This window comes from Pseudoalteromonas sp. P1-30 (assembly GCF_001400005.1).
Classification (GTDB): Bacteria; Pseudomonadota; Gammaproteobacteria; order Enterobacterales; family Alteromonadaceae; genus Pseudoalteromonas; species Pseudoalteromonas atlantica.
This window is the reverse complement of sequence record NZ_LKBC01000006.1, coordinates 108,711-130,497: the sequence shown is the minus strand read 5'-3', so window position 1 is coordinate 130,497 and position 21,787 is coordinate 108,711. Positions and strand designations below refer to the sequence as shown.

20 protein-coding genes and 1 riboswitch are annotated in these 21,787 nt (G+C 41.5%); of the genes, 7 read left to right on the top strand and 13 right to left on the bottom strand.

Features of this window, described 5'->3' with window-relative positions; all coding sequences use genetic code 11:
- Window positions 1–11: 11 nt before the first annotated feature.
- The gene (locus AN395_RS19385; protein ID WP_235576575.1) at window positions 12–170 is read right to left on the bottom strand and encodes a hypothetical protein; all 159 of its coding nucleotides are present in this window, start codon (window positions 168–170) and stop codon (window positions 12–14) included.
- Between the two features lie 13 nt (window positions 171–183).
- Window positions 184–1,119, bottom strand: coding sequence for a LysR family transcriptional regulator (locus AN395_RS11905; protein ID WP_054983125.1), 936 nt, complete (start codon window positions 1,117–1,119; stop codon window positions 184–186).
- A 456-nt stretch (window positions 1,120–1,575) separates the two neighbouring features.
- Here AN395_RS11905 and AN395_RS11900 point away from each other — a divergent pair, with 456 nt between their 5' ends.
- From AN395_RS11900 to AN395_RS11885, 4 genes are all read left to right on the top strand, one after another.
- Window positions 1,576–2,682, top strand: a complete 1,107-nt coding sequence (locus AN395_RS11900; RefSeq protein ID WP_054983124.1) for an L-dopachrome tautomerase-related protein — start codon at window positions 1,576–1,578, stop codon at window positions 2,680–2,682.
- A gap of 52 nt (window positions 2,683–2,734) precedes the next feature.
- Window positions 2,735–3,289: a thioredoxin family protein gene (locus AN395_RS11895; RefSeq protein ID WP_054983123.1), complete on the top strand. Its 555-nt coding sequence runs from the start codon at window positions 2,735–2,737 to the stop codon at window positions 3,287–3,289.
- Window positions 3,286–4,077 (top strand): glycine betaine ABC transporter substrate-binding protein, encoded by a 792-nt coding sequence (locus AN395_RS11890; RefSeq protein WP_054983122.1) that lies wholly within the window; start codon window positions 3,286–3,288, stop codon window positions 4,075–4,077. Before AN395_RS11895 ends, AN395_RS11890 begins: the two co-directional genes overlap by 4 nt.
- 75 nt (window positions 4,078–4,152) lie before the next feature.
- Window positions 4,153–4,806 carry a nitroreductase family protein gene (locus AN395_RS11885; RefSeq protein WP_054983121.1) on the top strand — a complete coding sequence of 218 codons (654 nt, stop codon included), beginning with the start codon at window positions 4,153–4,155 and terminating at the stop codon, window positions 4,804–4,806.
- Window positions 4,807–4,858: 52 nt separating this feature from the next.
- Here the strand turns inward: AN395_RS11885 and AN395_RS11880 are convergent, their stop codons facing one another.
- The 10 genes from AN395_RS11880 to dapB all read right to left on the bottom strand — a co-directional run bounded on the left by AN395_RS11880 (window position 4,859) and on the right by dapB (window position 17,050).
- Window positions 4,859–5,443: a class I SAM-dependent methyltransferase gene (locus tag AN395_RS11880; RefSeq protein ID WP_054983120.1), complete on the bottom strand. Its 585-nt coding sequence runs from the start codon at window positions 5,441–5,443 to the stop codon at window positions 4,859–4,861.
- A gap of 264 nt (window positions 5,444–5,707) precedes the next feature.
- A complete protein-coding gene (gene grxB, locus AN395_RS11875; protein ID WP_054983119.1) occupies window positions 5,708–6,340 on the bottom strand; it encodes a glutaredoxin 2 in 633 nt (210 codons plus the stop codon).
- A 291-nt stretch (window positions 6,341–6,631) separates the two neighbouring features.
- A complete protein-coding gene (locus AN395_RS11870; RefSeq protein ID WP_029774289.1) occupies window positions 6,632–7,765 on the bottom strand; it encodes an L-dopachrome tautomerase-related protein in 1,134 nt (377 codons plus the stop codon).
- Between the two features lie 8 nt (window positions 7,766–7,773).
- Entirely contained in the window at window positions 7,774–8,265 is a 492-nt protein-coding gene (locus AN395_RS11865) for a cupin domain-containing protein (RefSeq protein ID WP_054983118.1), read from the bottom strand.
- A 189-nt stretch (window positions 8,266–8,454) separates the two neighbouring features.
- The gene (gene ribB / locus AN395_RS11860) at window positions 8,455–9,108 is read right to left on the bottom strand and encodes a 3,4-dihydroxy-2-butanone-4-phosphate synthase (protein ID WP_054983117.1); all 654 of its coding nucleotides are present in this window, start codon (window positions 9,106–9,108) and stop codon (window positions 8,455–8,457) included.
- A 224-nt stretch (window positions 9,109–9,332) separates the two neighbouring features.
- Window positions 9,333–9,514: riboswitch (FMN riboswitch) on the bottom strand.
- Between the two features lie 67 nt (window positions 9,515–9,581).
- Window positions 9,582–10,640: a S66 peptidase family protein gene (locus AN395_RS11855; protein WP_054983116.1), complete on the bottom strand. Its 1,059-nt coding sequence runs from the start codon at window positions 10,638–10,640 to the stop codon at window positions 9,582–9,584.
- Between the two features lie 353 nt (window positions 10,641–10,993).
- Window positions 10,994–11,470: a transcription elongation factor GreA gene (gene greA, locus AN395_RS11850; protein ID WP_004588092.1), complete on the bottom strand. Its 477-nt coding sequence runs from the start codon at window positions 11,468–11,470 to the stop codon at window positions 10,994–10,996.
- A 46-nt stretch (window positions 11,471–11,516) separates the two neighbouring features.
- Window positions 11,517–14,735, bottom strand: coding sequence for a carbamoyl-phosphate synthase large subunit (gene carB, locus AN395_RS11845; protein WP_024033384.1), 3,219 nt, complete (start codon window positions 14,733–14,735; stop codon window positions 11,517–11,519).
- 16 nt (window positions 14,736–14,751) lie between these two features.
- Entirely contained in the window at window positions 14,752–15,888 is a 1,137-nt protein-coding gene (gene carA, locus AN395_RS11840) for a glutamine-hydrolyzing carbamoyl-phosphate synthase small subunit (protein WP_004588094.1), read from the bottom strand.
- Window positions 15,889–16,252: 364 nt separating this feature from the next.
- Window positions 16,253–17,050, bottom strand: coding sequence for a 4-hydroxy-tetrahydrodipicolinate reductase (gene dapB, locus AN395_RS11835; RefSeq protein WP_004588095.1), 798 nt, complete (start codon window positions 17,048–17,050; stop codon window positions 16,253–16,255).
- Window positions 17,051–17,389: 339 nt separating this feature from the next.
- On the opposite strand from dapB, the gene AN395_RS11830 reads away from it, so the two are divergent.
- The 3 genes from AN395_RS11830 (at window position 17,390) to AN395_RS11820 (ending at window position 20,801) form a co-directional block, all read left to right on the top strand.
- Window positions 17,390–18,703 carry a Na+/H+ antiporter NhaC family protein gene (locus tag AN395_RS11830; protein WP_004588096.1) on the top strand — a complete coding sequence of 438 codons (1,314 nt, stop codon included), beginning with the start codon at window positions 17,390–17,392 and terminating at the stop codon, window positions 18,701–18,703.
- A 134-nt stretch (window positions 18,704–18,837) separates the two neighbouring features.
- Window positions 18,838–19,626, top strand: a complete 789-nt coding sequence (locus tag AN395_RS11825) for a hypothetical protein (protein ID WP_054983115.1) — start codon at window positions 18,838–18,840, stop codon at window positions 19,624–19,626.
- Window positions 19,627–19,787: 161 nt separating this feature from the next.
- Window positions 19,788–20,801, top strand: a complete 1,014-nt coding sequence (locus AN395_RS11820) for an alpha/beta fold hydrolase (RefSeq protein ID WP_054983114.1) — start codon at window positions 19,788–19,790, stop codon at window positions 20,799–20,801.
- Window positions 20,802–20,872: 71 nt separating this feature from the next.
- On the opposite strand, the gene AN395_RS11815 is transcribed toward AN395_RS11820, so the two are convergent.
- Window positions 20,873–21,670, bottom strand: coding sequence for a M48 family metallopeptidase (locus AN395_RS11815; protein ID WP_054983113.1), 798 nt, complete (start codon window positions 21,668–21,670; stop codon window positions 20,873–20,875).
- Window positions 21,671–21,787 lie beyond the last annotated feature (117 nt).

Sequence of the window (21,787 nt, the reverse complement as noted above, 5' to 3'; positions counted from 1 at the left end):
TGCCTAATAACTTAACACGATTGGTATAAAAACAAACTACATTCACCTGATGTTGCTATGCTTAAATCAGCTGATGCAGGCTCAACATTAAAGCCAAGCGCCTGATAAAAGTCGCGCGATTCCTGATAATTTTTACACGGTACAAACACTCTAATATCATCAACTTGCATTATCAGTCCTTCATTAGCCAAGCACGCTTTTATCAATAATCCCTTTTGCAATAAGGGCTTTTAAAATACCGGCGCTTTTTTCTCTAAAGGCATCGCGAAGTAAGCGCACTGCCGGAGTGATTGACTGCCTACTTGGGCACACCAACCAAAGCTCTGTAGGCGTGGGTTTAAAGTTTGGCATAACACTTATGACATTACCGGCAAGTAGGTCATTAGACATATCTAAGCACGATTTAACCGCCAGCCCCTTGCCCGACACACACCAGCGCCTTACTAAATCGCCATCGTTAGCCGCATGGCCACCGTGCAATTTTACTTTAAACTCTTCGCTGGCATCGCTAAATACCCATACATCTTTAATTATATCTTGCAGTTGATAAAACAGCCCTTTATGTTCTGTTAAATCATGTGGATGAGCAGGCGTGCCATGTGTATCAAGGTAGCTTTGTGCTGCGCATAAAATACGCGGTACATCGCAAATTTTAAAACCGTACATGCTGGCATCGTTAGGTTTACCATAACGCAGTGCAATGTCGACCGAGTCACGATAAAAGTCGATATTACTGTCGCTTATATTGGCGCGCAAGCTGAGCTGAGTGTGGGTTTGCATGAACTCGTCAAGCCAGGGGATCACAATGTTGCGCCCTAAATCAGAAGAAAGCGCAATACGCAGCTCGCCATCAATTATATCGTCATCGCTTTTAAGTGTATTTTTGGCTTGTTCAAGCATTGCCATTGCTTGCTGGCATTGCGGAATGTAACGCTCGCCGGCTGCAGAAAGCCTTAAATGGCGAGTGGTGCGTATAAATAGTTCAAAACCTAAAGCCTGCTCTACCCTTTTAACAGCAGCACTTGCTGTGGCGGTGCGCATATCTAAATTTGATGCTGCAGCAGTAATACTTTTAAACTCTGCCACTTTTAAAATTACCTGTAAGTCTTCTAAAAGCATTGTGTATTAATCCATTATCAACTTAATAATTTAATTATTATTTTTGGCAAAATTAAGCGCTTTAGGTTTGCTTACAGTGTATTGAGCAATCAAAAAGTAATTTATTGTCTATTTATATTTGACAATGCTTATCTATTGCGCGGTTTATCAATATAAAGGCTAATATTACACTGTACCCAACAGCTAGTCACTAACCACTATTTATTAAATTAGGACAATCTTTAGGGCGTTTATTAGTAAACCCAGCTTTTGGGCATTAATAGTATGTTTAAAAAGCAAATTTGTTTAAAGCGAGCGCTCACCCTTTTAATTAACTAATATTATTTGATAAAGATTCAATCATTACCCTGTTTATTACATAAAAATTCTCACCTATTATTCACCTCATCGCAAGCGAAGTCATTTAGGCTATTAAAATCGCTTTACTCTATTTTTTAGCATAACGGGTATCACAGTATGAAACGATTAAAAACCACCTTAGCAATAGCAACCCTGTCATTAGCCGCAAGTGCTTTTTCAAGCGCCTATGCAGCAGACGTTGGCCCCCTTGAAACGGTGACTACTTTTAATAAATATCGCGGCGCAGGTATAACTATAACACCTGCAGGGCGAATGATTGTAAGCATGCATCCGCTTGATGCACCAAAAACGCGAGTAGTTGAAATTATGGCAAACGGTGCTCAACAACCTTTCCCTAGCGAAGATTGGGCTGATGGCCCCGAGCTTGGCAAAGTTGGCCTTGCAGCCGTAATTGGCGTACATAGCGACAGCAAAGGTGTGGTGTGGATTTTAGACATGGGCAGCGAGCAAGTAGCCCCAAAACTTATAGCCTGGGACAGCGTTGCCAATACCTTAGTTAATACCATTGAATTAAATAAAGACGCTGTACTTGATAACTCGTTTTTACAAGACTTTGTTATTGATGAACGTAACGACAAAATTTACATTGCCGATATGTCTTTTGGTAACTTTATGGGCGCCACTAAACCTGCGTTTATTGTTGTTGATTTAAAAACCGGCGAATCAACGCGTGTACTTGAGGGCAATGCTAAGCTAATGCCAGAGGAGCGCGATATTGTCATCGAAGCCTCTCCTGTTGCATCTAAATCAGCAAAAGGTGAAACAACAAACCTACGTTTTGGTTTAAACCCAATTACCATTGATGATAAAAACGAATGGGTATACTTTGGCGCATTTACAGGCACAAGTGTTTACCGTATTCCGGCAAAAACGCTCGCTAATAGCACGTATTCAGATGCTAAAAAAGCAAAAAGCATTGAAGTGTTTGGTCCTAAAAATCCAAGCGATGGTATGACCTACGCGCCAGGTGGCGGTATTTTAGTAACCGACCTTGAAAACAATGCCATTGGCTTAACGACTAAAGGCCACTACGAAATAATTGTTCAAGACAAACGATTATCATGGCCTGATAGCCTAGCAGTGAGCAATGGTTGGATTTATGTAACACAAGATCAGCTTCACCAGCACCCTGCATTTAGCCAAGGCTTTGGTAATGCAAAACCACCTTACGTATTAACGCGTTTTCGCTTTAATCAAAAATAATTAATTATTTTTATAAGCCAGCCATACCCGCTGGCTTTTTAGGAGTTAAGTTATGCTACTGGATACCCCTATTTGTGACTTTGGCTGGCAAGCACCCAACTTTACGTTAAAAACCCCGCAAGGCGAGTCTTTTACCTTAGCCGATAACCTTGGCGAAAGCGCCTTGTTAATCATGTTTATTTGTAACCATTGCCCTTATGTGCAACGTATTGCAAGGCGCTTAAGCGAAGATACCGCGTTATTAATAAACGAAGGTATAAATGTGTTAGCTATTATGTCGAACGACTATAAAAGCGTCCCTGCTGACTCCCCAGCTAATATGGAAAAATTTGCTAAGCAGCACGGCTTTTTGTTTCCCTACCTTGTTGATGAAAACCAACGCGTAGGCAAACAGTATGGCGCGGTTTGCACGCCTGATTTTTTTGGTTTCAATAAACATGGGGCACTGCAATACCGTGGCCGCTTAGACGATGCAAAAATGAGTAACGATGCACATCGCACTCCTGAGTTAGTTAATGCCATGCGCCAAATTGCGGCCACAGGCAAAGGTCCTGAGCAGCAAACACCCAGCATGGGCTGCTCTATAAAATGGAGTAATTCATTATGAGTACAGTACATTTAAAATTGGGCGTAACCGATTTATCGTTTCATCATGTAACGGCCTCTTTAGTGAGCCATGTTTTAACTGATATGGGCTTTAACGTTGAGCGCATTTATGCGCCGCATCAAGATAATTTTAAAAACCTTAAATCTGGTGAAGTAGATTTACTCGCCTCAGCATGGCTGCCTTCAAGCCACGGTATTTATAAAGCCGATGTTGAACAAGTTATGCCACTCGTTGAGCTTGGCTTACATTATGAGCCTTATGCACACTGGGGCGTACCAGATTACGTACCGCAAAGTGCAGTGAACGAAATTAGTGATTTGTTAAAACCAGACGTGCTTACAAAAATGCAAAAAACAATTCAGGGCATTAATGCCGGTGCCGGTATTACCCGTTTTTCTATTAATATGATGAAAGAATATGGGCTCACGAGCGCAGGGTATGAGTTTTTAACCGGCACAGAGCATGACTGTTTTAGCGCGTTTGAAAACGCCGTCGCCACCCAAACCTGGTACGTAGTGCCGTTATGGAAGCCACAATTTTTGCATTACAAGCACACAATACGTGAGCTTAAAGAACCACAAGGGTTACTTGGCGTTGTTGATAGAGCTGTTTTACTCCTACGTGAAGATAAACAAGCGCTGTTTAACCAAGCACAGTTAAACACCCTTGATAAATTACGCTTTTCAAATGAGATCATTGCCGAGCTTGACTATAAAGTATGCAAAAACTTACAACCACTCGATGACGTAACGCGTAATTGGCTTAATAACAATCCAATTAAAAAGTAATTTGTGCTTTGTTTTTTTAAAAAAGGCTCAATATAGACACTACTTGGCTAAAATAGCCACTTAACGGAGATAACCATGACCCATCCAATTATTAATGATTTAGAAAAACGTTATACAACTAAACGCTACACAACCAAGCGTATTCCTCAAGATGATCTAGATGTAATTTACGAAGCTATGCGTCTTTCTCCTTCATCGATTAACTCGCAGCCGTGGAAATTTATTGTTATTGAATCAGACGAAGCTAAAGAGCGTATGCACTCTACGTTTGCTAATAAATTTCAATTTAATCAGCCGCATATTAAAACTGCATCGCACGTTATTTTATTTGCTTACAACCCTAAATATAAACGTGATGACTACGCACAAGTCATTGATGCAGACATTAAAAATGGCCGTACTCAAAGTGAAAACCGCGAACAAGCATTTGGTGCGTTTGCTTTTGTTGATATGAATACCGATGAGCAAGGCAACAATGCAATGTGGACCAAAGCGCAAACTTACATTGCCCTGGGCAACACAATGCACGCCGCAGCACGCTTAGGCGTTGATTCAACACCTATGGAAGGTGTAGATGCACAGCTTATTGGTGAAGTGTTTGAACAAGAGCTCGATGGCTATATTTGTGATGTAGCATTGGTACTTGGCTACCACGATGACACTGAAGATTATAACGCTAAGTTACCTAAATCTCGCTTAGCAAAAGAGCAAGTTATTCAGGTTTTATAAAAACCTATTAAAAAAGCTTAGCGCTAATGAGTGCTAAGCTTTTATATTCATTTTATTTTTTAGCAATAGCTTGCAGTACCGACGCTAAACCTGTGTGGTATGTGCCTTCAAACACTTCTCGCTTTAGCTCTTCTAAATGTATAAAGCTAAGCTCGGTTAAGTCATCTTGTAAGTCGCTTTTTGAGGTTTTAGTATCGACACTTGGGCCGCCTCCGGTATTATAATTTACTTGCTCAGGCGTATAGGCCTCAAGTAAAAACACCCCACCTGGCTTTAAACCTTTAACAGCGCGCTTATATACCGCTGAACGCACGGCACTTGGTAAAGGGCAATAAATAGACACTACTGCATCCCATTTTTCTTTTTCGAAATCAAACTTCGCTAAATCGGCGTGTACAAGCTCAATGTTTACGTTGTGCTCTTTGGCAAGCTTTGCCGCTTTTTCAAGCCCTACTTTTGAGCCATCAACCGCGGTAACGCTGTAACCCATTTTTGCTAAAAATACCGCATTTCGCCCCTCACCTTCGGCTAAGCTAATAACATTGCCTTTAGGTAATTGCTTATAGTGCTCGGCTAAAAAATCGTTTGGCTGTTTGCCATAAGCGTATTGCTGAGTGTTATACCTTTCATCCCACATAATAGCTCCTGGTATTATTTTGCGTATTCATAGCGTTGAATAAGCCTGCTTAATAATTCCACTAATAATATGTAGTGTAAATAGGTAACTAATTTTTTAATGTTATTAATATACTACGCAGCCATGCTCACGCACACTGCTAAGTGCTGGATTAAAAGGGGTGATTTTCAGAGCTAAATAAAAAAAGCCAGTGACGAGGTCACCGGCCAAAAGAAGGCAATACGAAGGGAGTCGTACTGGCTGTTAAAACTTTTTCAGTATTCGCTATCTTAATAACGGCACATGAGATTCTAATGCCTGATAGTTCATCCATTGGTTTAATTGCTCTGGCCAGGTAATGGTTGGCTCGCAATATAAACCGCGTAATATAGAAAAATAAATAGCGCTATCAAGCAAGCTTAATGACGTTTTACCATTATTAATATTGAGCTGTTTTTCGGTGCCAATTAAAAATTCATTTACTTGTAAAACGATCTCAGGAGTTGATGCTATTAGGTTTACAAAGTTAAGCTCTGTTGATTGCTTGTTATCTTCCCACGCTATGCGGCTAGATTCTGTTTTAAACTCTTTTAAATCAAGTAATGGCCAGCGCGGCAAACCAATTTGCAATAAAGGCGCAAACGAGCCACCTTGCCACTCAATAGCCCCTTGCGTTGGCTTGTTTGATTCGCTAGAGCCAGCAAGTTCAATAAACAGGCTAATAATTTCGTTACTTTCACCCATAACAGTGCCGTCATCTTTTTCAAGAATAGGTACCATTTTTTTACCAATTAGTTTTGTTGGTGTTTCAGTGTCGTCGTAATCAAGTACAACGTCATCAAGCTTAATGCCTAATTTACCTGCTACATATTTAACACGCGCACAAAAAGGACAATGAGAGTAACTGTATAGTTTCATAATTAATTAAAGCCTAAAGCGGGTTAAGTACCTATGCCCGTAAGATACCCAAATAGTCAGCGCAGAAAAACCGCATTTAGGTTGAAACTTTATCTTGTAAAAATTGATAATCACGCTTTAATACCAGTCCGCATAATTAAGTGATCTATTTTGAGGATGGATAAAATTTTTTAACGCAGATAGCGACACGTTTAGCCCCTGAAAATGATTAAGCGTTAATGCGGATTGGTATAAGTAGTAAATAAAATAAAAAAACACGCCATAAAGGCGTGCTTAATTTACACATTATAGTTAGCGCCCTATTACGCCCTCAGCTAAAGGTTTAAATCTAAATATATAATAAGGTGCTTTATTTTGAGCATTGCCGTTATTAAGTTGTGCCGAAAGCGGCAATTGCGCAGCGCCGGTGTACATGTAACCCTCTGGTCCAATGCTTACACCATCAGGCCAAATCATGTTTTTATCGTACGTGTAATCACGGTACGTACGTGTTTTGGCATCAATAACGCCCACAGTACGCTCACCCACTATGGTTAAATATAAATTATCATCAGCATCAATACTTAAACCACCGTTTACTGGTTTTTGTGCGTATTGCTCTACACGTTCGCCTAGTTGTTTATCGGTTAATTGCTCGTTAGCAATGTCGGCCATTTTAATACGGTAAACATACTTTTTATTAAGCGGAGCAAAGTAAAGCCATTGCTGCGCGTTATCAAGCACAATGCCATCGGCCCCAATAAAGGCATTAAGTTGCTTTTGGTTATCAGTCCCTTCATCAATCATTATTGGCATTGTGTAATCGGGTAATGCACTTTCGTGACCTTGCAGTACTCGCCGGCTCTTACCTGTTTTAGTATTAACGATAATAAGGGCGGCTTGCTTGCCATTTCCGCCATCTGCAATACCTTCATCAGCGATCACCAATGTATTGTATTTGCTCGATATAGCTAAATCATTAAGTTGAGATTGAGCAACCGATATAGGGCTAGGTAAATAAATAATTTTATTAAGCTTATTGTTTAGCGCATCCCATGCTATCAGCTTTGGCGTAATACGCGGCTGCGCCTGGCCTGAGTCGAGTATCCAGACATTACCTCTGTCATCAGCCCTTACCCCTAATACCCAATTTAAATAGTTAGCGGGATTTTTTAAGCTGCCATCACTTTTATAAGGGGTTTGCATTTGCGCATTAGGAAATGGCACCACATCACCACTTTTTAAAAGCTCCCCCACTTTTACTTTTGGGTTATAAAAAGGGTGATAACTAAAAATAAAGCGCTTGTTTTGTGTATACGTAATACCGCCCACAGCACCGTCGGTTTGTGCGTAAACCTCAGCGGGTACCGTGTCATTTGCAAAAGCCGAGGCACTTATTAGCAAGGCTATAGCGCTTAGCCCTAATTTAGATTTATTTAAAAACATAATTTGCCCTACTTTTGCTTAATGTAATTAGCTGTGCCGTCTATCCAGTCTTGACGAGCTGGGGCAAAAAAATCAATATCTACCGTATCTTGGGTAAAGTGAAATTCATGCGGTACATTGGCCGGTATTACCATCATGTCACCCGCTTTCATAAGATATTGTTTACCACCAGAAAACACTTTAGCCTCGCCTGACATGATCCACGTTACTTGTTCATTAGGGTGTTTATGAAGCGGTACTTTTCCGCCTTTTTTAGCCACCCATTTTACAAACGTTGATTGCGTACCATGAAAATATTGGCGTGTTAAATATGGGCCCATTTGCTCTTTGGGTTGGCTGTCGAGATTAAGTAAAAAAGGGGCGTTGGTAATGTGCTGATTATAACTATCCATTATGCCCATTTGGGGTTCAGGCGTTATTTGCTGTTCGAGTTTACTCTGCGCTGCCCATACGCCACTGCTTGTTAAAGCAGTTGCTAATAAAAGCGTGTTAATTTTCATAGTTTCACCTAAATAATAAACTGTGTGCGGCTGCACTGACTATTTAGGTAAAGTTTACAGGCTGAGGATTTTTGAAAAAGCCGCCTAGGCAAGAAACATTATCAAATAAAAACGAGTAATTAATTACTTATTACAAAATAAAAACCCAGCAATAAAGCTGGGTTTTACTTAGGTAATGCTTAAAAAACCTTAACTGACCTTTAATTCTTGCATTTGTATGTACTGTACTAAGTCTTCAATCGTTACCACTGTCATGCTGTGTTTATTAGCATAGTCACTTACCTGTGGTAAACGCGCCATGGTGCCATCAGGGTTAGTGAGTTCACAAATAACACCAAACGGTTTTAAACCAGCCAGCTGCATTAAATCAACAGATGCCTCGGTGTGGCCGCGGCGAACTAAAACCCCACCTGTTTGTGCTTTTAAGCCAAATACATGGCCTGGGCGCGATAAATCACTGGGTTTGGCATTATCGGCAGTGGCGGCTTTAATCGTTGTTACTCGATCGGCGGCCGATACGCCGGTTGTAACACCGTGTTTAGCCTCTATTGTGACTGTGTAGGCTGTATTATTTTGGCTGGTGTTGTGAGTTACCATTTGCGGTAGCTCGAGCTGCTTAATACGCTCATCGCCCATACACAGGCACACAATACCGCTGCCTTCGCGGATCATTTCCGCCATTTGTTGGGTGGTTAAATGCTCGGCAGAAAAAACAAAATCACCTTCGTTTTCGCGGTTCTCGTCATCAACAACAAGTACGCCTTGGCCTTGCTGCAAAGCAGCTATGGCGCTTTCTACGCGGGTGTGGCTTTCGCCAAATTGGCTAAGTAAAGACTGAATCATTATTATATTCCACATAAAAATAAATAGATTCAGGACACTGAAAGGCATGGCAAAACACACAAACTAAATTGCGCACTTTTTGCCACTAAACAGCTTATACCAATCCGCTTAATTAAGTGATTTATTTTGAGGTTGGAAAAACGTGTCGCTCAAAATGATTAAGTATTATTGCGAATTGGTATTAAACACGCAGCCACAGGCCACGTGTTTGCATACGCTACAAGCTATATTCTCTTTCATCCGGACTATAACCGTCGGCTCTGGCATCTCACCAGATCTGCTTGACCTTTATTTAATACATTAAAAAACGATTATTAAATAAAGCGCTCGCGGGCTCGTTTTATTCAAAAACTAATGAGTAAAACATACCGCCGGTGGGGACTTTCACCCCGCCCTGAGAATGTACCGTGAACTTATCTGTTCACGGCCTGCGCATTATACGCGTGTATTTATACGTTATTCAAAAATAAATGTTAAATAAGCTCAGTATTTAGTGAGGCATTGAGTACTTTACCTTGGTTAATATCGGCCGTGAGTGAGCATTTTGCGCCATTAACTAAGTTTAAATTTGGCTGCACATGGCCAATATCAGCATCTATTATTACCGGGAATAAGCACCCACCCAATGCCACATCTAGCGCATGGCGGTAATCAAATGCATCGTGACGACTTTGTGTTATTTCACTGCGCCCTAAAATAAGGCCGTTAATATCATCAAATACACCGGCAAGTTTGAGCGACAGTAAAAATCGCGCCACGGTGGTAGGGGTAAGCTCTGAATTTTCTAGGTATAAAATTAGCCCTTCGTTCGCACTGTGTTTTTTAAAGTCGTGCAATGCTAAAAATGGCGAATCCAGCAATAATCCTACCGTATCAAGGCAGCCGCCAAATAAGCGCCCAGACATCTCTATTGTGCGCTCATCGGTGTAATTTAGGCACTGCCACTGGGTAGGCTCGCTTGGCGCTAGCAGCTCATCGGGGTTTTGTGCGTAATTGGGTTTATTTTTTTGATAATAAGCAGAAGGTCCTTGCTCAAATTTACTTCCCGACTCGTAGGTAATGGTTTCAAAAATTTGTAAGCTGTAGGGGTTTGTTTCATCAGGGTGGAGCTGCATTAGATTGGCACTATGAAGTGTTGCCCATTGGCACTTAGCCGTAAGTGCACAGGCAATTGTGCTCACATCAGAAAAACCCACCAGCCATTTAGGTTTGGCCTCTTTTATGGCATTAAAATCGAGCAGTGGCAAAATTTCCATTGCCAGCTCTCCGCCCATTGGCGGCATAATGGCGGCAACCTCATCGTCTAGCAAAAAGCCCATTAATTGCTTAGCATGCGCTTTTGCATCTAATTCATCGCGGGGTTTATTTTGGCGTAAAAACTCCCCTTCTACTACCTCGTAACCACGGTGTTTTAAACCGTCTATCACTCTATCTAATCGTGCATGGTATTTTTCTTTTAAGCCCGACGAAAGCGAGCAAATAGCAATTTTAGAGCCTACTTTTAAAGGCGCTGGATAAAGTATATTAGCCATGAATGTTCCTTTTAATAAAGTGATTCCAGTGTGTAAAAGCCGTTATGCATTTACACATTACCTATATGAATGTACCTATATCAACACGCACACTCTTTATGCAATATGAATAAGCGTAGAGTGTGTTTAGCATTTATGCAGTCACCATTTTATTTATAAATTTTTTAACGGGTAATGGCACGCGCTTTTTTAGCAATCCACTTATGCCAATCCGTTTAACTCAGCTCTTTATTTTGAGGGGTGGTGTTATATATGGGGTTTATGAGGATAAGTTGGCATTAGCTAGTTTTTAGGCATAAAAAAACCGATGCAATTGCATCGGTTTTTGCTTGTACATTACTGTGAGCTAAATATTAAAGATACTCAACGTCAATGATTTCGTACTCAACGTCGCCTTTAGGCGTTTTAATGGTCACAGCATCATCTGTTTGTTTACCAATTAAACCGCGCGCAATCGGTGAGTTAACAGAAATTAAGTTATTTTTAATATCTGCTTCGTCATCACCCACAATACGGTAGGTTACTTCGGCATCTGTTTCTACATTTACAATAGTGACAGTAGTACCAAAAATAACTTTACCTGTATTAGGCATTTTAGTTACGTCAATAATTTGCACATTTGAAAGCTTAGCTTCAATTTCTTGAATACGGCCTTCACAAAAACCCTGTTGCTCACGCGCTGCGTGGTATTCAGCGTTTTCTTTTAAGTCACCATGTTCACGTGCAATCGCAATATCATTTACGATTTTAGGACGGGTAACTGTTTTTAATTCGTTAAGCTCTTCGCGCAGTAACTCTGCGCCACGAACTGTCATCGGAATTGATTGCATACTTTTCTCACTTAACACCAAGGCCTAGTGGCCTTGGTACATTTCCTTAGTTCAATCGCTGGTGTAGCTCTTGAACTGACGTCACTTTACTACGGTCGTCCGCTTGGTTAGCAGTACAGTTAGCAAATGCCGCGTTCAAGGTTGTCGTGTAGTTGGTTTTGTTTTGCAATGCACCACGACGCAACACCTTCGAATCTTCGATCGCTTGGCGACCTTCGGTGGTATTTACGATATAGCTGTACTCTTTATTCTTGATGTTATCAAGAATATGCGGGCGGCCTTCATATACTTTGTTTACACGGCGTACTTCAATACCGGCCTCTTTTAAAGCCTCTGCTGTGCCACCTGTTGCATCAATTTCAAAACCAAGGTCTGTCATGGTTTTAGCAAGTTCTACAACACGAGACTTATCGCTGTTACGTACAGATAGTAACGCGCGACCACCGCGTGGTAAAGTGTTGCTTGCACCTAATTGTGCTTTTGCGAACGCTTCGGCGAAAGTATCGCCAACACCCATCACTTCACCTGTAGAGCGCATCTCTGGACCACGAATAGGATCCACACCTTGGAACTTAGCAAACGGTAAAACAACTTCTTTAACGCTGTAATACGGTGGAATTACTTCTTTAGTAATGCCTTGGCTTGCTAAAGACTGACCCGCCATACAACGCGCGGCTACTTTTGCAAGTGCAATACCGGTCGCTTTAGATACAAACGGTACAGTACGCGCCGCACGTGGATTCACTTCAATTAAGTACACTTTGCCATCTTTTACAGCAAATTGTGTATTCATTAAGCCCACTACGCCAAGCTCAAGTGCCATATCGGTTACTTGTTTGCGCATAACATCTTGCACTTCTTGTGATAAAGAGTGTGCAGGTAATGAACATGCTGAGTCACCCGAGTGAACACCCGCTTGCTCAATGTGCTCCATTATGCCGCCAATAATTACTTGCTCGCCGTCACAAATTGCATCAACGTCAACTTCGATTGCATTATCTAAGAAGTGATCAAGTAGTACCGGCGCTTCATTTGAAGCTTGTACCGCTTCGGTCATGTAACGACGTAAGTCTTGCTCATCGTAAACAATTTCCATTGCACGGCCACCCAGTACGTAAGATGGACGCACAACCAGTGGGAAGCCAATTTCACCTGATTTAAGTAATGCTTCTTCAGTTGATGTAACTGTTGCGTTTTCTGGTTGTAGTAAATCAAGACGCTCTACTAACTGTTGGAAACGCTCACGGTCTTCTGCGCGGTCAATCGCATCTGGTGAAGTACCAATTACTGGCACACCATTCGCTTCAAGTTCACGTGCTAGTTTAAGTGGTGTTTGGCCACCGTACTGTACAATCACACCTTTTGGTTTTTCAACACGTACAATTTCTAATACGTCTTCAAGTGTAATTGGTTCAAAGAATAGACGGTCAGAGGTATCGTAATCGGTAGAAACCGTTTCAGGGTTACAGTTAACCATGATGGTCTCATAGCCGTCTTCGCGTAGCGCAAGGGCTGCGTGTACACAACAGTAGTCAAACTCAATGCCTTGGCCGATACGGTTAGGACCGCCACCAATAACCATGATTTTGTCTTTGTCTGACGGGTTCGCTTCACACTCTTCATCATACGTTGAGTACATGTAAGCTGTGTCTGAGCTAAATTCAGCAGCACAGGTATCAACACGCTTGTACACAGGTACAATGTTTAACTGATGACGCTTTTTGCGAATTTCGGCTTCAGATACACCAGCTATTTCAGCAATACGTGGGTCGGCGAAGCCTTTACGCTTAAGTTTACGTAAAAACTCGGCATTTAAGCCGGCCATGCCACCTTCAGCAATTTTAGCTTCGTCTTTTAAAATGTCTTCTATTTGTACTAAGTACCAAGGGTCAACTTTGGTAAGTTCAAATACTTCTTCTACGCTCATACCGTGGCGCATTGCATCGGCAATGTACCAAATACGCTCAGCGCCTGGCTCGCGTAGTTCACGGATGATTTTTTCGCGCGCTTTCGGGTCATCAAGTGCCACAATTGGGTTAAAGCCCGTTGCGCCTACTTCAAGACCGCGTAATGCTTTGTGTAACGATTCTTGCTGGTTACGACCAATCGCCATTACTTCGCCCACTGATTTCATTTGCGTTGTTAAGCGGTCGTTCGCGCCGGCAAATTTTTCAAAGTTAAAGCGAGGAATTTTTGTTACTACGTAGTCGATTGATGGCTCAAATGACGCTGGTGTTTTACCACCCGTAATGTCGTTTTGAAGTTCATCTAACGTGTAACCAATTGCTAACTTAGCGGCAATTTTAGCAATAGGGAAACCCGTTGCTTTAGATGCCAGTGCTGATGAGCGAGATACACGTGGGTTCATTTCAATGATAACCATACGGCCATCATCAGGGTTTACACCAAACTGTACGTTTGAACCACCGGTTTCAACACCAATTTCACGCAGTACCGCCATAGAGGCATTACGCATTAATTGGTATTCTTTGTCGGTTAGGGTTTGTGCTGGTGCAACGGTGATTGAATCACCAGTGTGTACACCCATTGGGTCAAAGTTTTCGATAGAACATACAATGATACAGTTGTCTTTTTTGTCGCGAACAACTTCCATTTCATATTCTTTCCAGCCAATCAGTGATTCATCAATCAACAACTCACTTGTTGGTGATAAATCTAGGCCGCGCTCACAGATTTCGTTAAATTCTTCCATGTTGTAAGCCACACCGCCACCGGTGCCACCCATAGTGAAAGAAGGACGAATAATACACGGAAAACCAATACGTGTTAGCGTATCGTGTGCTTCATCCATAGAGTGAGCAATTTCAGCACGTGGACATTCAAGGCCAATGTTTTTCATGGCTACGTCAAAGCGTTCACGGTTCTCTGCTTTGTCGATTGCATCGGCGGTTGCACCAATTAGCTCAACGCCGTGTTTAGCCAGTACGCCGTGCTTATCTAAATCAAGTGCACAGTTTAATGCCGTTTGACCACCCATTGTTGGTAGTACTGCATCTGGCTTTTCTTTTTCAATAATTTTTTCTACCACTTCCCAATGAATAGGTTCGATGTACGTTGCATCGGCCATTTCTGGGTCAGTCATGATAGTTGCTGGGTTTGAGTTAACTAATATAACTCTAAAGCCTTCTTCTCTAAGTGCTTTACACGCTTGAGCACCAGAGTAATCAAATTCACAAGCTTGACCAATTACAATTGGGCCTGCGCCTAAGATAAGAATGCTTTTTAAATCGGTACGTTTTGGCATTATTACTCCAGTTAAATTAGTTATTACGCGCTTGCATCAGGTCGATGAAGTGGTCAAATAATGGGGCAGCATCGTGCGGGCCTGGGCTTGCTTCTGGGTGACCTTGGAAGCTAAACGCTGGCTTATCAGTACGATGAATACCTTGTAGTGTTCCATCAAATAACGATTTGTGCGTGGCACGTAAGTTACTTGGTAGTGTGTCTTCATCGGCAGCAAAACCGTGGTTTTGTGCGGTGATCATTACTACATCGCGGTCTAAGTCTTTTACTGGGTGGTTACCACCGTGGTGGCCAAATTTCATTTTTACTGTTTTAGCACCTGAGGCCAGTGCTAATAATTGATGCCCTAAACAAATACCAAAAATTGGTGTGTCGGTTTCTAAAAAGGTTTTAATTGCATCAATAGCGTAAGTACATGGCTCTGGATCGCCAGGACCATTAGATAAGAAGATACCATCTGGGTTTAAAGCAAGTACATCGGCGGCTGAGGTTTGCGCTGGTACAACGGTTAATTTACAACCGCGATCAACTAGCATTCGTAAAATATTACGTTTAACACCGAAGTCGTAGGCTACTACATGAAACTTTTCATCATCGCTGCTAAGGGTTTTAAATCCTTGGCCTAATGTCCAGCTTGATTCGCGCCACTCAAAATTTTCCTTGGTTGAGACAACTTTTGCTAAATCCATACCTTTTAAACCTGGGAAGGTTTGCGCGGCTTGTAACGCTTTGTTTTCGTCTAACTCGTCACCGGCAATAATACAGCCGTTTTGTGCGCCTTTGTCGCGCAAAATACGGGTAAGCTTTCTGGTGTCGATGTCCGCAATACCTAAAATATTACGTTGTTTTAAGTAATCATCTAACGATTGCTCGTTACGAAAGTTACTTGCTAGCAGTGGCAAATCACGGATCACTAGGCCTTTAGCCCAAATTTGATTCGCTTCTTCGTCTTCGCTGTTGGTACCCGTATTGCCGATATGTGGGTACGTCAAAGTTACGATTTGTTCCGCGTATGATGGATCAGTCAAAATTTCTTGATAACCAGTCATAGACGTATTGAATACTACTTCACCGACTGACATGCCGTCAGCGCCGATTGCAGTACCGCGAAACACTGTGCCGTCTTCTAGGACTAACAGAGCGGATTTAGTCAAGTTAAACCTCCTAACAGTAAAAAACGGGAGTAAGCAAATGCTTAACACCCCGCCAATACCCAGAGGGATCGTCAAAACCAGATTTTTTTGTGAGCTTAAATTGTTTTACGCAGTCTTAAATGATGCCGATATAAAACGCTAAACCTTCAATCATTTTTCTTGCCTAAAACTCTTTTCATTCCCACTGAAACCCCTGGTTTTACTAGCCACTTGGGTATAATTGGAAACACGCATTTAGTAATTTTTGGCAAATTGGCTGCATTCTACATGAAGATGCTATTTAGGTCTAACGTTATTTAGATAAATACTACAAATAAGTCGCTTTAGGCAAAAATAGACCCAAACAGCTAAAAAAGTAACTAAACTACTTCAGATCTAGCACATCTTGCATATCATAAAGTCCTACTGGTTTATTTTGCAACCACTGCGCAGCCCTTATAGCTCCTAATGCAAAGGTCATTCGCGAACTTGCTTTGTGGGTTAATTCAAGCCTTTCGCCCATAGTTGCGAAATAGGCGGTGTGTTCACCTACTATGTCCCCGCCTCTTAGTACTGAATAGCCAATTTCATTTTGTGATTTTGCGGTTTCTACTTGGCTGCGGTCGTATACCGCTACTTCATCGTGATCCCACCCTTTAGCCTGTGCAATAGATTCACCAATGGCTAATGCTGTGCCCGAGGGCGCATCTATTTTATGACGATGATGCGCTTCAAAAACTTCTATATCTAGGTCGTCACCAAACTTAGTGGCCGCTGTTTGCACTAGGTTAAGTAGCACATTAACGCCAACGCTGTAGTTACGCGCAAACACAATAGGAATATGTTTAGCAGCATTTTCTAATAATGCCATGTCTTCGCTAGTTAAACCTGTGGTGCCTATAACCATAGGCAGTTTTTTATCGAGCGCTGTTTTTAAGTGATTGCGCATACCTGCTGGTAACGTAAAGTCGATAAGTACATCAACATCAGCAACCTTGCTCTCGTCGCTAAAGCTAATGGCTTTGTCGGCTGCACTGTTTACTTGATTTACATTAATACCCAATAACGATGAGCTGCTGCGAACATACGCACCACCAAGTTGTGTTTGCTCTTTAATTGTCGCGGCTTCTAATAGGGCTAAGCCCATTCTGCCGTTAGCACCAAAAACACCTATTCGATTCATTGTTATTGCCTTAATCTGATTTAGTTGGATCTGTTGTTGCGTACCCTGACTAATTTGCCGCCCTAAACTTGCTTTGAGCAATTATTAGCCGCATATAATCGCACACCGGTAGATATTATCTAAAAGTCGTGCAATAGTCAGGTAAGCCCTTAATTAAATAATAATAACAATACCAGTTTACTTTAGCCATCTATACATTTAAACTTCTCTTTCGCGTCGATTTGGTCTTTGGCTTGCGGGCGCTGTGGTCATCTACTTTTCAATTAAAGAATGATCTACTAAATTCAGCTAAAAGAGGAGTTTTGGCTGTGGTTATATTAACTGGTTATGAGGAATACAATGCAGCCAACATTTAATAAAAACAAAGCAATTCTATCTTTGCTTCCCCTTCTTACCTTTGTAGCCCTTTTTTTAGGCTCAGGTTTATATTTACAATCGCAAGGGGTTGATTACGCTTTTTACCAGCTCCCAGCGCCGGTTGCTATACTACCCGCTATTATGCTTGCCTTTATTTTAAACAAAGGCACTGTAAACCAATGTGTTGAAACCTTTATTAAAGGCGCAGGACACAACAACATTATTACCATGTGTTTAATTTATTTACTTGCTGGTGCATTTTCGGCAGTAGCAAGTGCCACCGGTGGTGTGGATGCGGTTGTAAACGCAGGCTTGTCACTTATTCCCCCGTCGCTGTTATTACCTGGGCTATTTTTAATTGCTGCGGTTGTCTCTACTGCAATGGGTACATCAATGGGTACCATTGGTGCTATAGGGCCAATTGCTTATGCGGTATCGGTTAAAACAGGCATCGACCCAGCACTAATGGCCGGCACTATAGTATCGGGCGCAATGTTTGGTGATAACCTTTCTATTATTTCAGACACAACCATTGCGGCAACGCGTACGCAAGGCTGTGAAATGAAAGACAAGTTTAAAGAAAACTTAAAAATAGCGGTTCCTGCTGCCGTATTAACCATTGCTTTGCTGCTTTATTTAACACCTGCTCCACAAGCAGTAGAAACTAAAGATTTTGATTTATTATTAGTGCTGCCTTATGCCTTTATTTTAGTATTGGCTGTTGCCGGTATGAACGTGTTTGTGGTGCTATTTAGCGGTATTGTATTTGCCGCGCTAATGGGCTTTACCGGCAGCTACGAAGGCGCAAGCTTTGTAAAAGATATTTACAAAGGCTTTACCGATATGCAGGAAATATTTTTACTTTCTATGTTTATTGGTGGCTTATCTGAATTTATTCGTATTAACGGCGGCCTTGATTTTCTGGCACAAAAAATTCAAGCCATTACAAAAGTGATTGCCAAGTGGCACCGCAAAGTAGCTGATCAGCTTGGTATAGCTGCATTGGTATTAACCAGCAACGTGTGTATAGCCAATAACACGGTATCAATTATTGTTGCAGGCCCTATTGCTAAAAAACTTGCTGATGATGGCGAAATAAGTGGTAAACGCTCTGCAAGTTTACTCGATATTTTTGCTTGTGTTACGCAAGGCTCACTGCCCTATGGTGCTCAAGCATTACTGTTAGGTGCTACGTTTAAAATTAGCCCGTGGGAAGTGTCAACGTCATCTTACTACTGCTTTATCTTAGCCTTTACTGCCATTGCCGTTATTTGTTTGCGCCGCAATAAAGCCTAAATTTCTTGCAAAACCTTATGTTGCAGCTTAATAAATAAGCTGCAACATATGTTAAAATAATAATCTACAAATCAATACCTTGTGCTATAATGCGCGCTTTCGCGTGTCACTAAAATTATAGTTAAATACAGATTATGAAATTTAAAAAAATACTTCCCCTCGTTACCCTTACGTCAATCGCTTTATCATCTTCTGCCCTTGCTGCTAATTGGAGCAGTACCGCATTACATGTTAATAATGGCGACCAAAAAAACCCATTTACCAAGCAAGAATCAGACACTACTGTTTACTCGCTGCAACATGCATCGGGCTATGATTACGGTGATAACTTTTTCTTTATTGATTACAGCAAAGACGATACAACCGACGGCTACCAAGATAGCGACTTTTACGGCGAATGGTATTCAACGCTAAGCTTATCGGCTATTAGCGGTGAGAAAATTGGCGCTGGTGCATTATTAGATGTAGGCCTTACTGGCGGAATTAACGTTGCCGGCGATGCCAAAATGATGAAATACCTACCGGGTGTTAAATTAAGCTGGGATGTACCTGGGTTCAACTTTTTTCAAACACTTGTCACTGCCTATATTGATGACAGTGAAGGCGTAGCCAAAGGCGGTGCCCCTATTGAAACTAACAGCTGGATGTTTGATGTAGCCTTTGAATACCCGTTTACCCTAGGCTCGCAAAAATTTAGCTTTAAAGGACACGCTGAATACATTGCAGAGCGCGAAGATGAGTTTGGTAACGACGTAGAAGCGTGGATACTTGCACAGCCTATTTTAGTATGGGATATGGGCCACGCGTTAGAAATGAAAGAAAACACCCTATTACTGGGTATGGAACTGCAATACTGGCATAACAAGCTAGGCGCTGAGGTCACTGAATCGGTTCCACAAATACACGTTGAGTGGACCTTTTAAGTCCATACAGTGTAAAACAGAGTCAACATTACTTTTAAACGGAGCACTTAAACAGTGCTCTTTTTTTGCCATGAAAACTATTTAATTGAACAGCCTTTAATACTTAGTTATTGTCTTACTTTAATTAAAGCCGTGTGCTTGCCTTTAATAGGAGTAAGGAAATGCCAGCGATTAAAGTTATTTGTTTGTCTGCATTATTAGCCTTTACTAATAATGCATTTGCCAGTAGTACAGAACCCTCTAAAACCCTCTCTTACGATGCACTTTTAACAGATTACCAGTATGATTTTAAAGTAAATTATTTTGATATTGCTTCACAAAAGCAATCGCTAAAAATGGCGTATATTTATTTAAAACCCACACAAAAAAATATGCCAACAGTGACGCTAATGCACGGTAAAAACTTTAATGCCGACTACTGGAGCCCCACAGCCCGTTACTTACAGTCGCTTGGATTTGGGGTGCTGATCCCCGATCAAATTGGTTTTGGTAAATCTTCAAAGCCCACTAACTATCAATATTCATTTGCGGCGCTTGCGCATCATACACATGCATTAATGGACTCGCTAAACCTTGAAAAGTCGATTGTTGTTGGCCACTCGATGGGGGGAATGCTAGCGAGCCGTTTTGCATTAATGTACCCAGATACAACCACTAAACTGATTTTGCTTAATCCAATAGGGCTTGAAAACTACTTACACTATGTAAAATACAAAGACACCAACTTTTTTTATAAAAATGAGCTTAACAAAACGCCCGAAGGTGTTAAAAAGTACCAGCAAAAAAACTATTACGACGGTCAATGGAATGCTCAGTATTCAGCATTAACCGACTTTATTACAGGGCAAATACAAGGCCCAGATAAAGAGCAAATTGCCTGGGTTAACGCTAAAACCTACGATATGATTTTTACCCAACCGGTGATCACTGAATTTAAAGACTTAACCGTCCCCGTTAAATTAATTATTGGTACGCGTGACAGAACAGGCCCTGGCCGAAACTGGAAAAAAGACGGGATAGATTATCAGCTGGGGCGTTACGACAAATTAGGAAAACACGCTGCTGCGCTTATTCCTGATGCGCAACTGTTTGAACTTGATAATTTAGGTCATTTACCGCAAGTAGAAGATTTTGAGCGATTTAAGGCAGTGTTTAAACAAGCACTAAGTGAGTAATAGCTTGATACTTAATAAAATAAAGCCCCTGTAAGTAAACCGCTTACAGGGGCTTTTATATAAAAACTAATTTACAGCGTACATTGCGGGTTTTTACCCTGCGATTTAGCCGTACTTTGCTCACTAAGAGCTTCGCTCATTTGTGCTTTTAAATTATTAATTCGATTGCTCGGTGCAGGGTGAGTAGATAAAAACTCAGGTGTGCTACCACTGCCTGCTGCGCTCATATTTTGCCAAAGCGTTACCGACTCTTGTGGGTTAAAGCCAGCTTGCGCCATTAAATCTAAGCCAATGGTATCGGCCTCTGATTCGTGTGAACGGCTAAATGGTAAAACTACGCCGTACTGCGCCCCTAAGCCTAAACCTTGCATAATTTCGTTGCGGTATTTTACGTTGCCCATTTCAAGCGCTGCGCTGCCTAATTGCATACCGGTATCTAAAATTGAGCTTTGCGATACACGCTCATTTGAATGCTCTGCTATAACGTGGCCCACTTCGTGCCCTAGTACGGTTGCAAGCTGATCTTGATTGGTGGCTATTTTTAATAACCCCGTATGAACACCTATGTAGCCACCAGGTAATGCAAAGGCATTTGCCGACTCATCTTCAAATACCACGACTTCCCAATTTTGTGAGGCGTATTCTTTTGGTAAAACAGCCACGACCTTTTCAGCAATACAATTTACATACGCATTGGTTTTTGCATCTTTATTGATTGGCTGTGATTCCTTCATTTGAGCAAAACTTGCGGTGCCCATTTCACTCATTTGTTGCTCTGAATACAGGGCTATTTGAGTACGCCCCGTAGGCGATGTTTTACAGCCGGCTAAAACTGCGGTTGCGAGTAAGGCAAGGGCTAGTTTTTTCATGGTGTTTCCTTCAAGTCTTTAATTTTTATTAGTTGTAGAATAGCAAACACGGTGCCAGTTTAGAATCTTTGCTCTTTATTACGCCGCTTTTTATTTTTAATAAATAAATGACCTTGC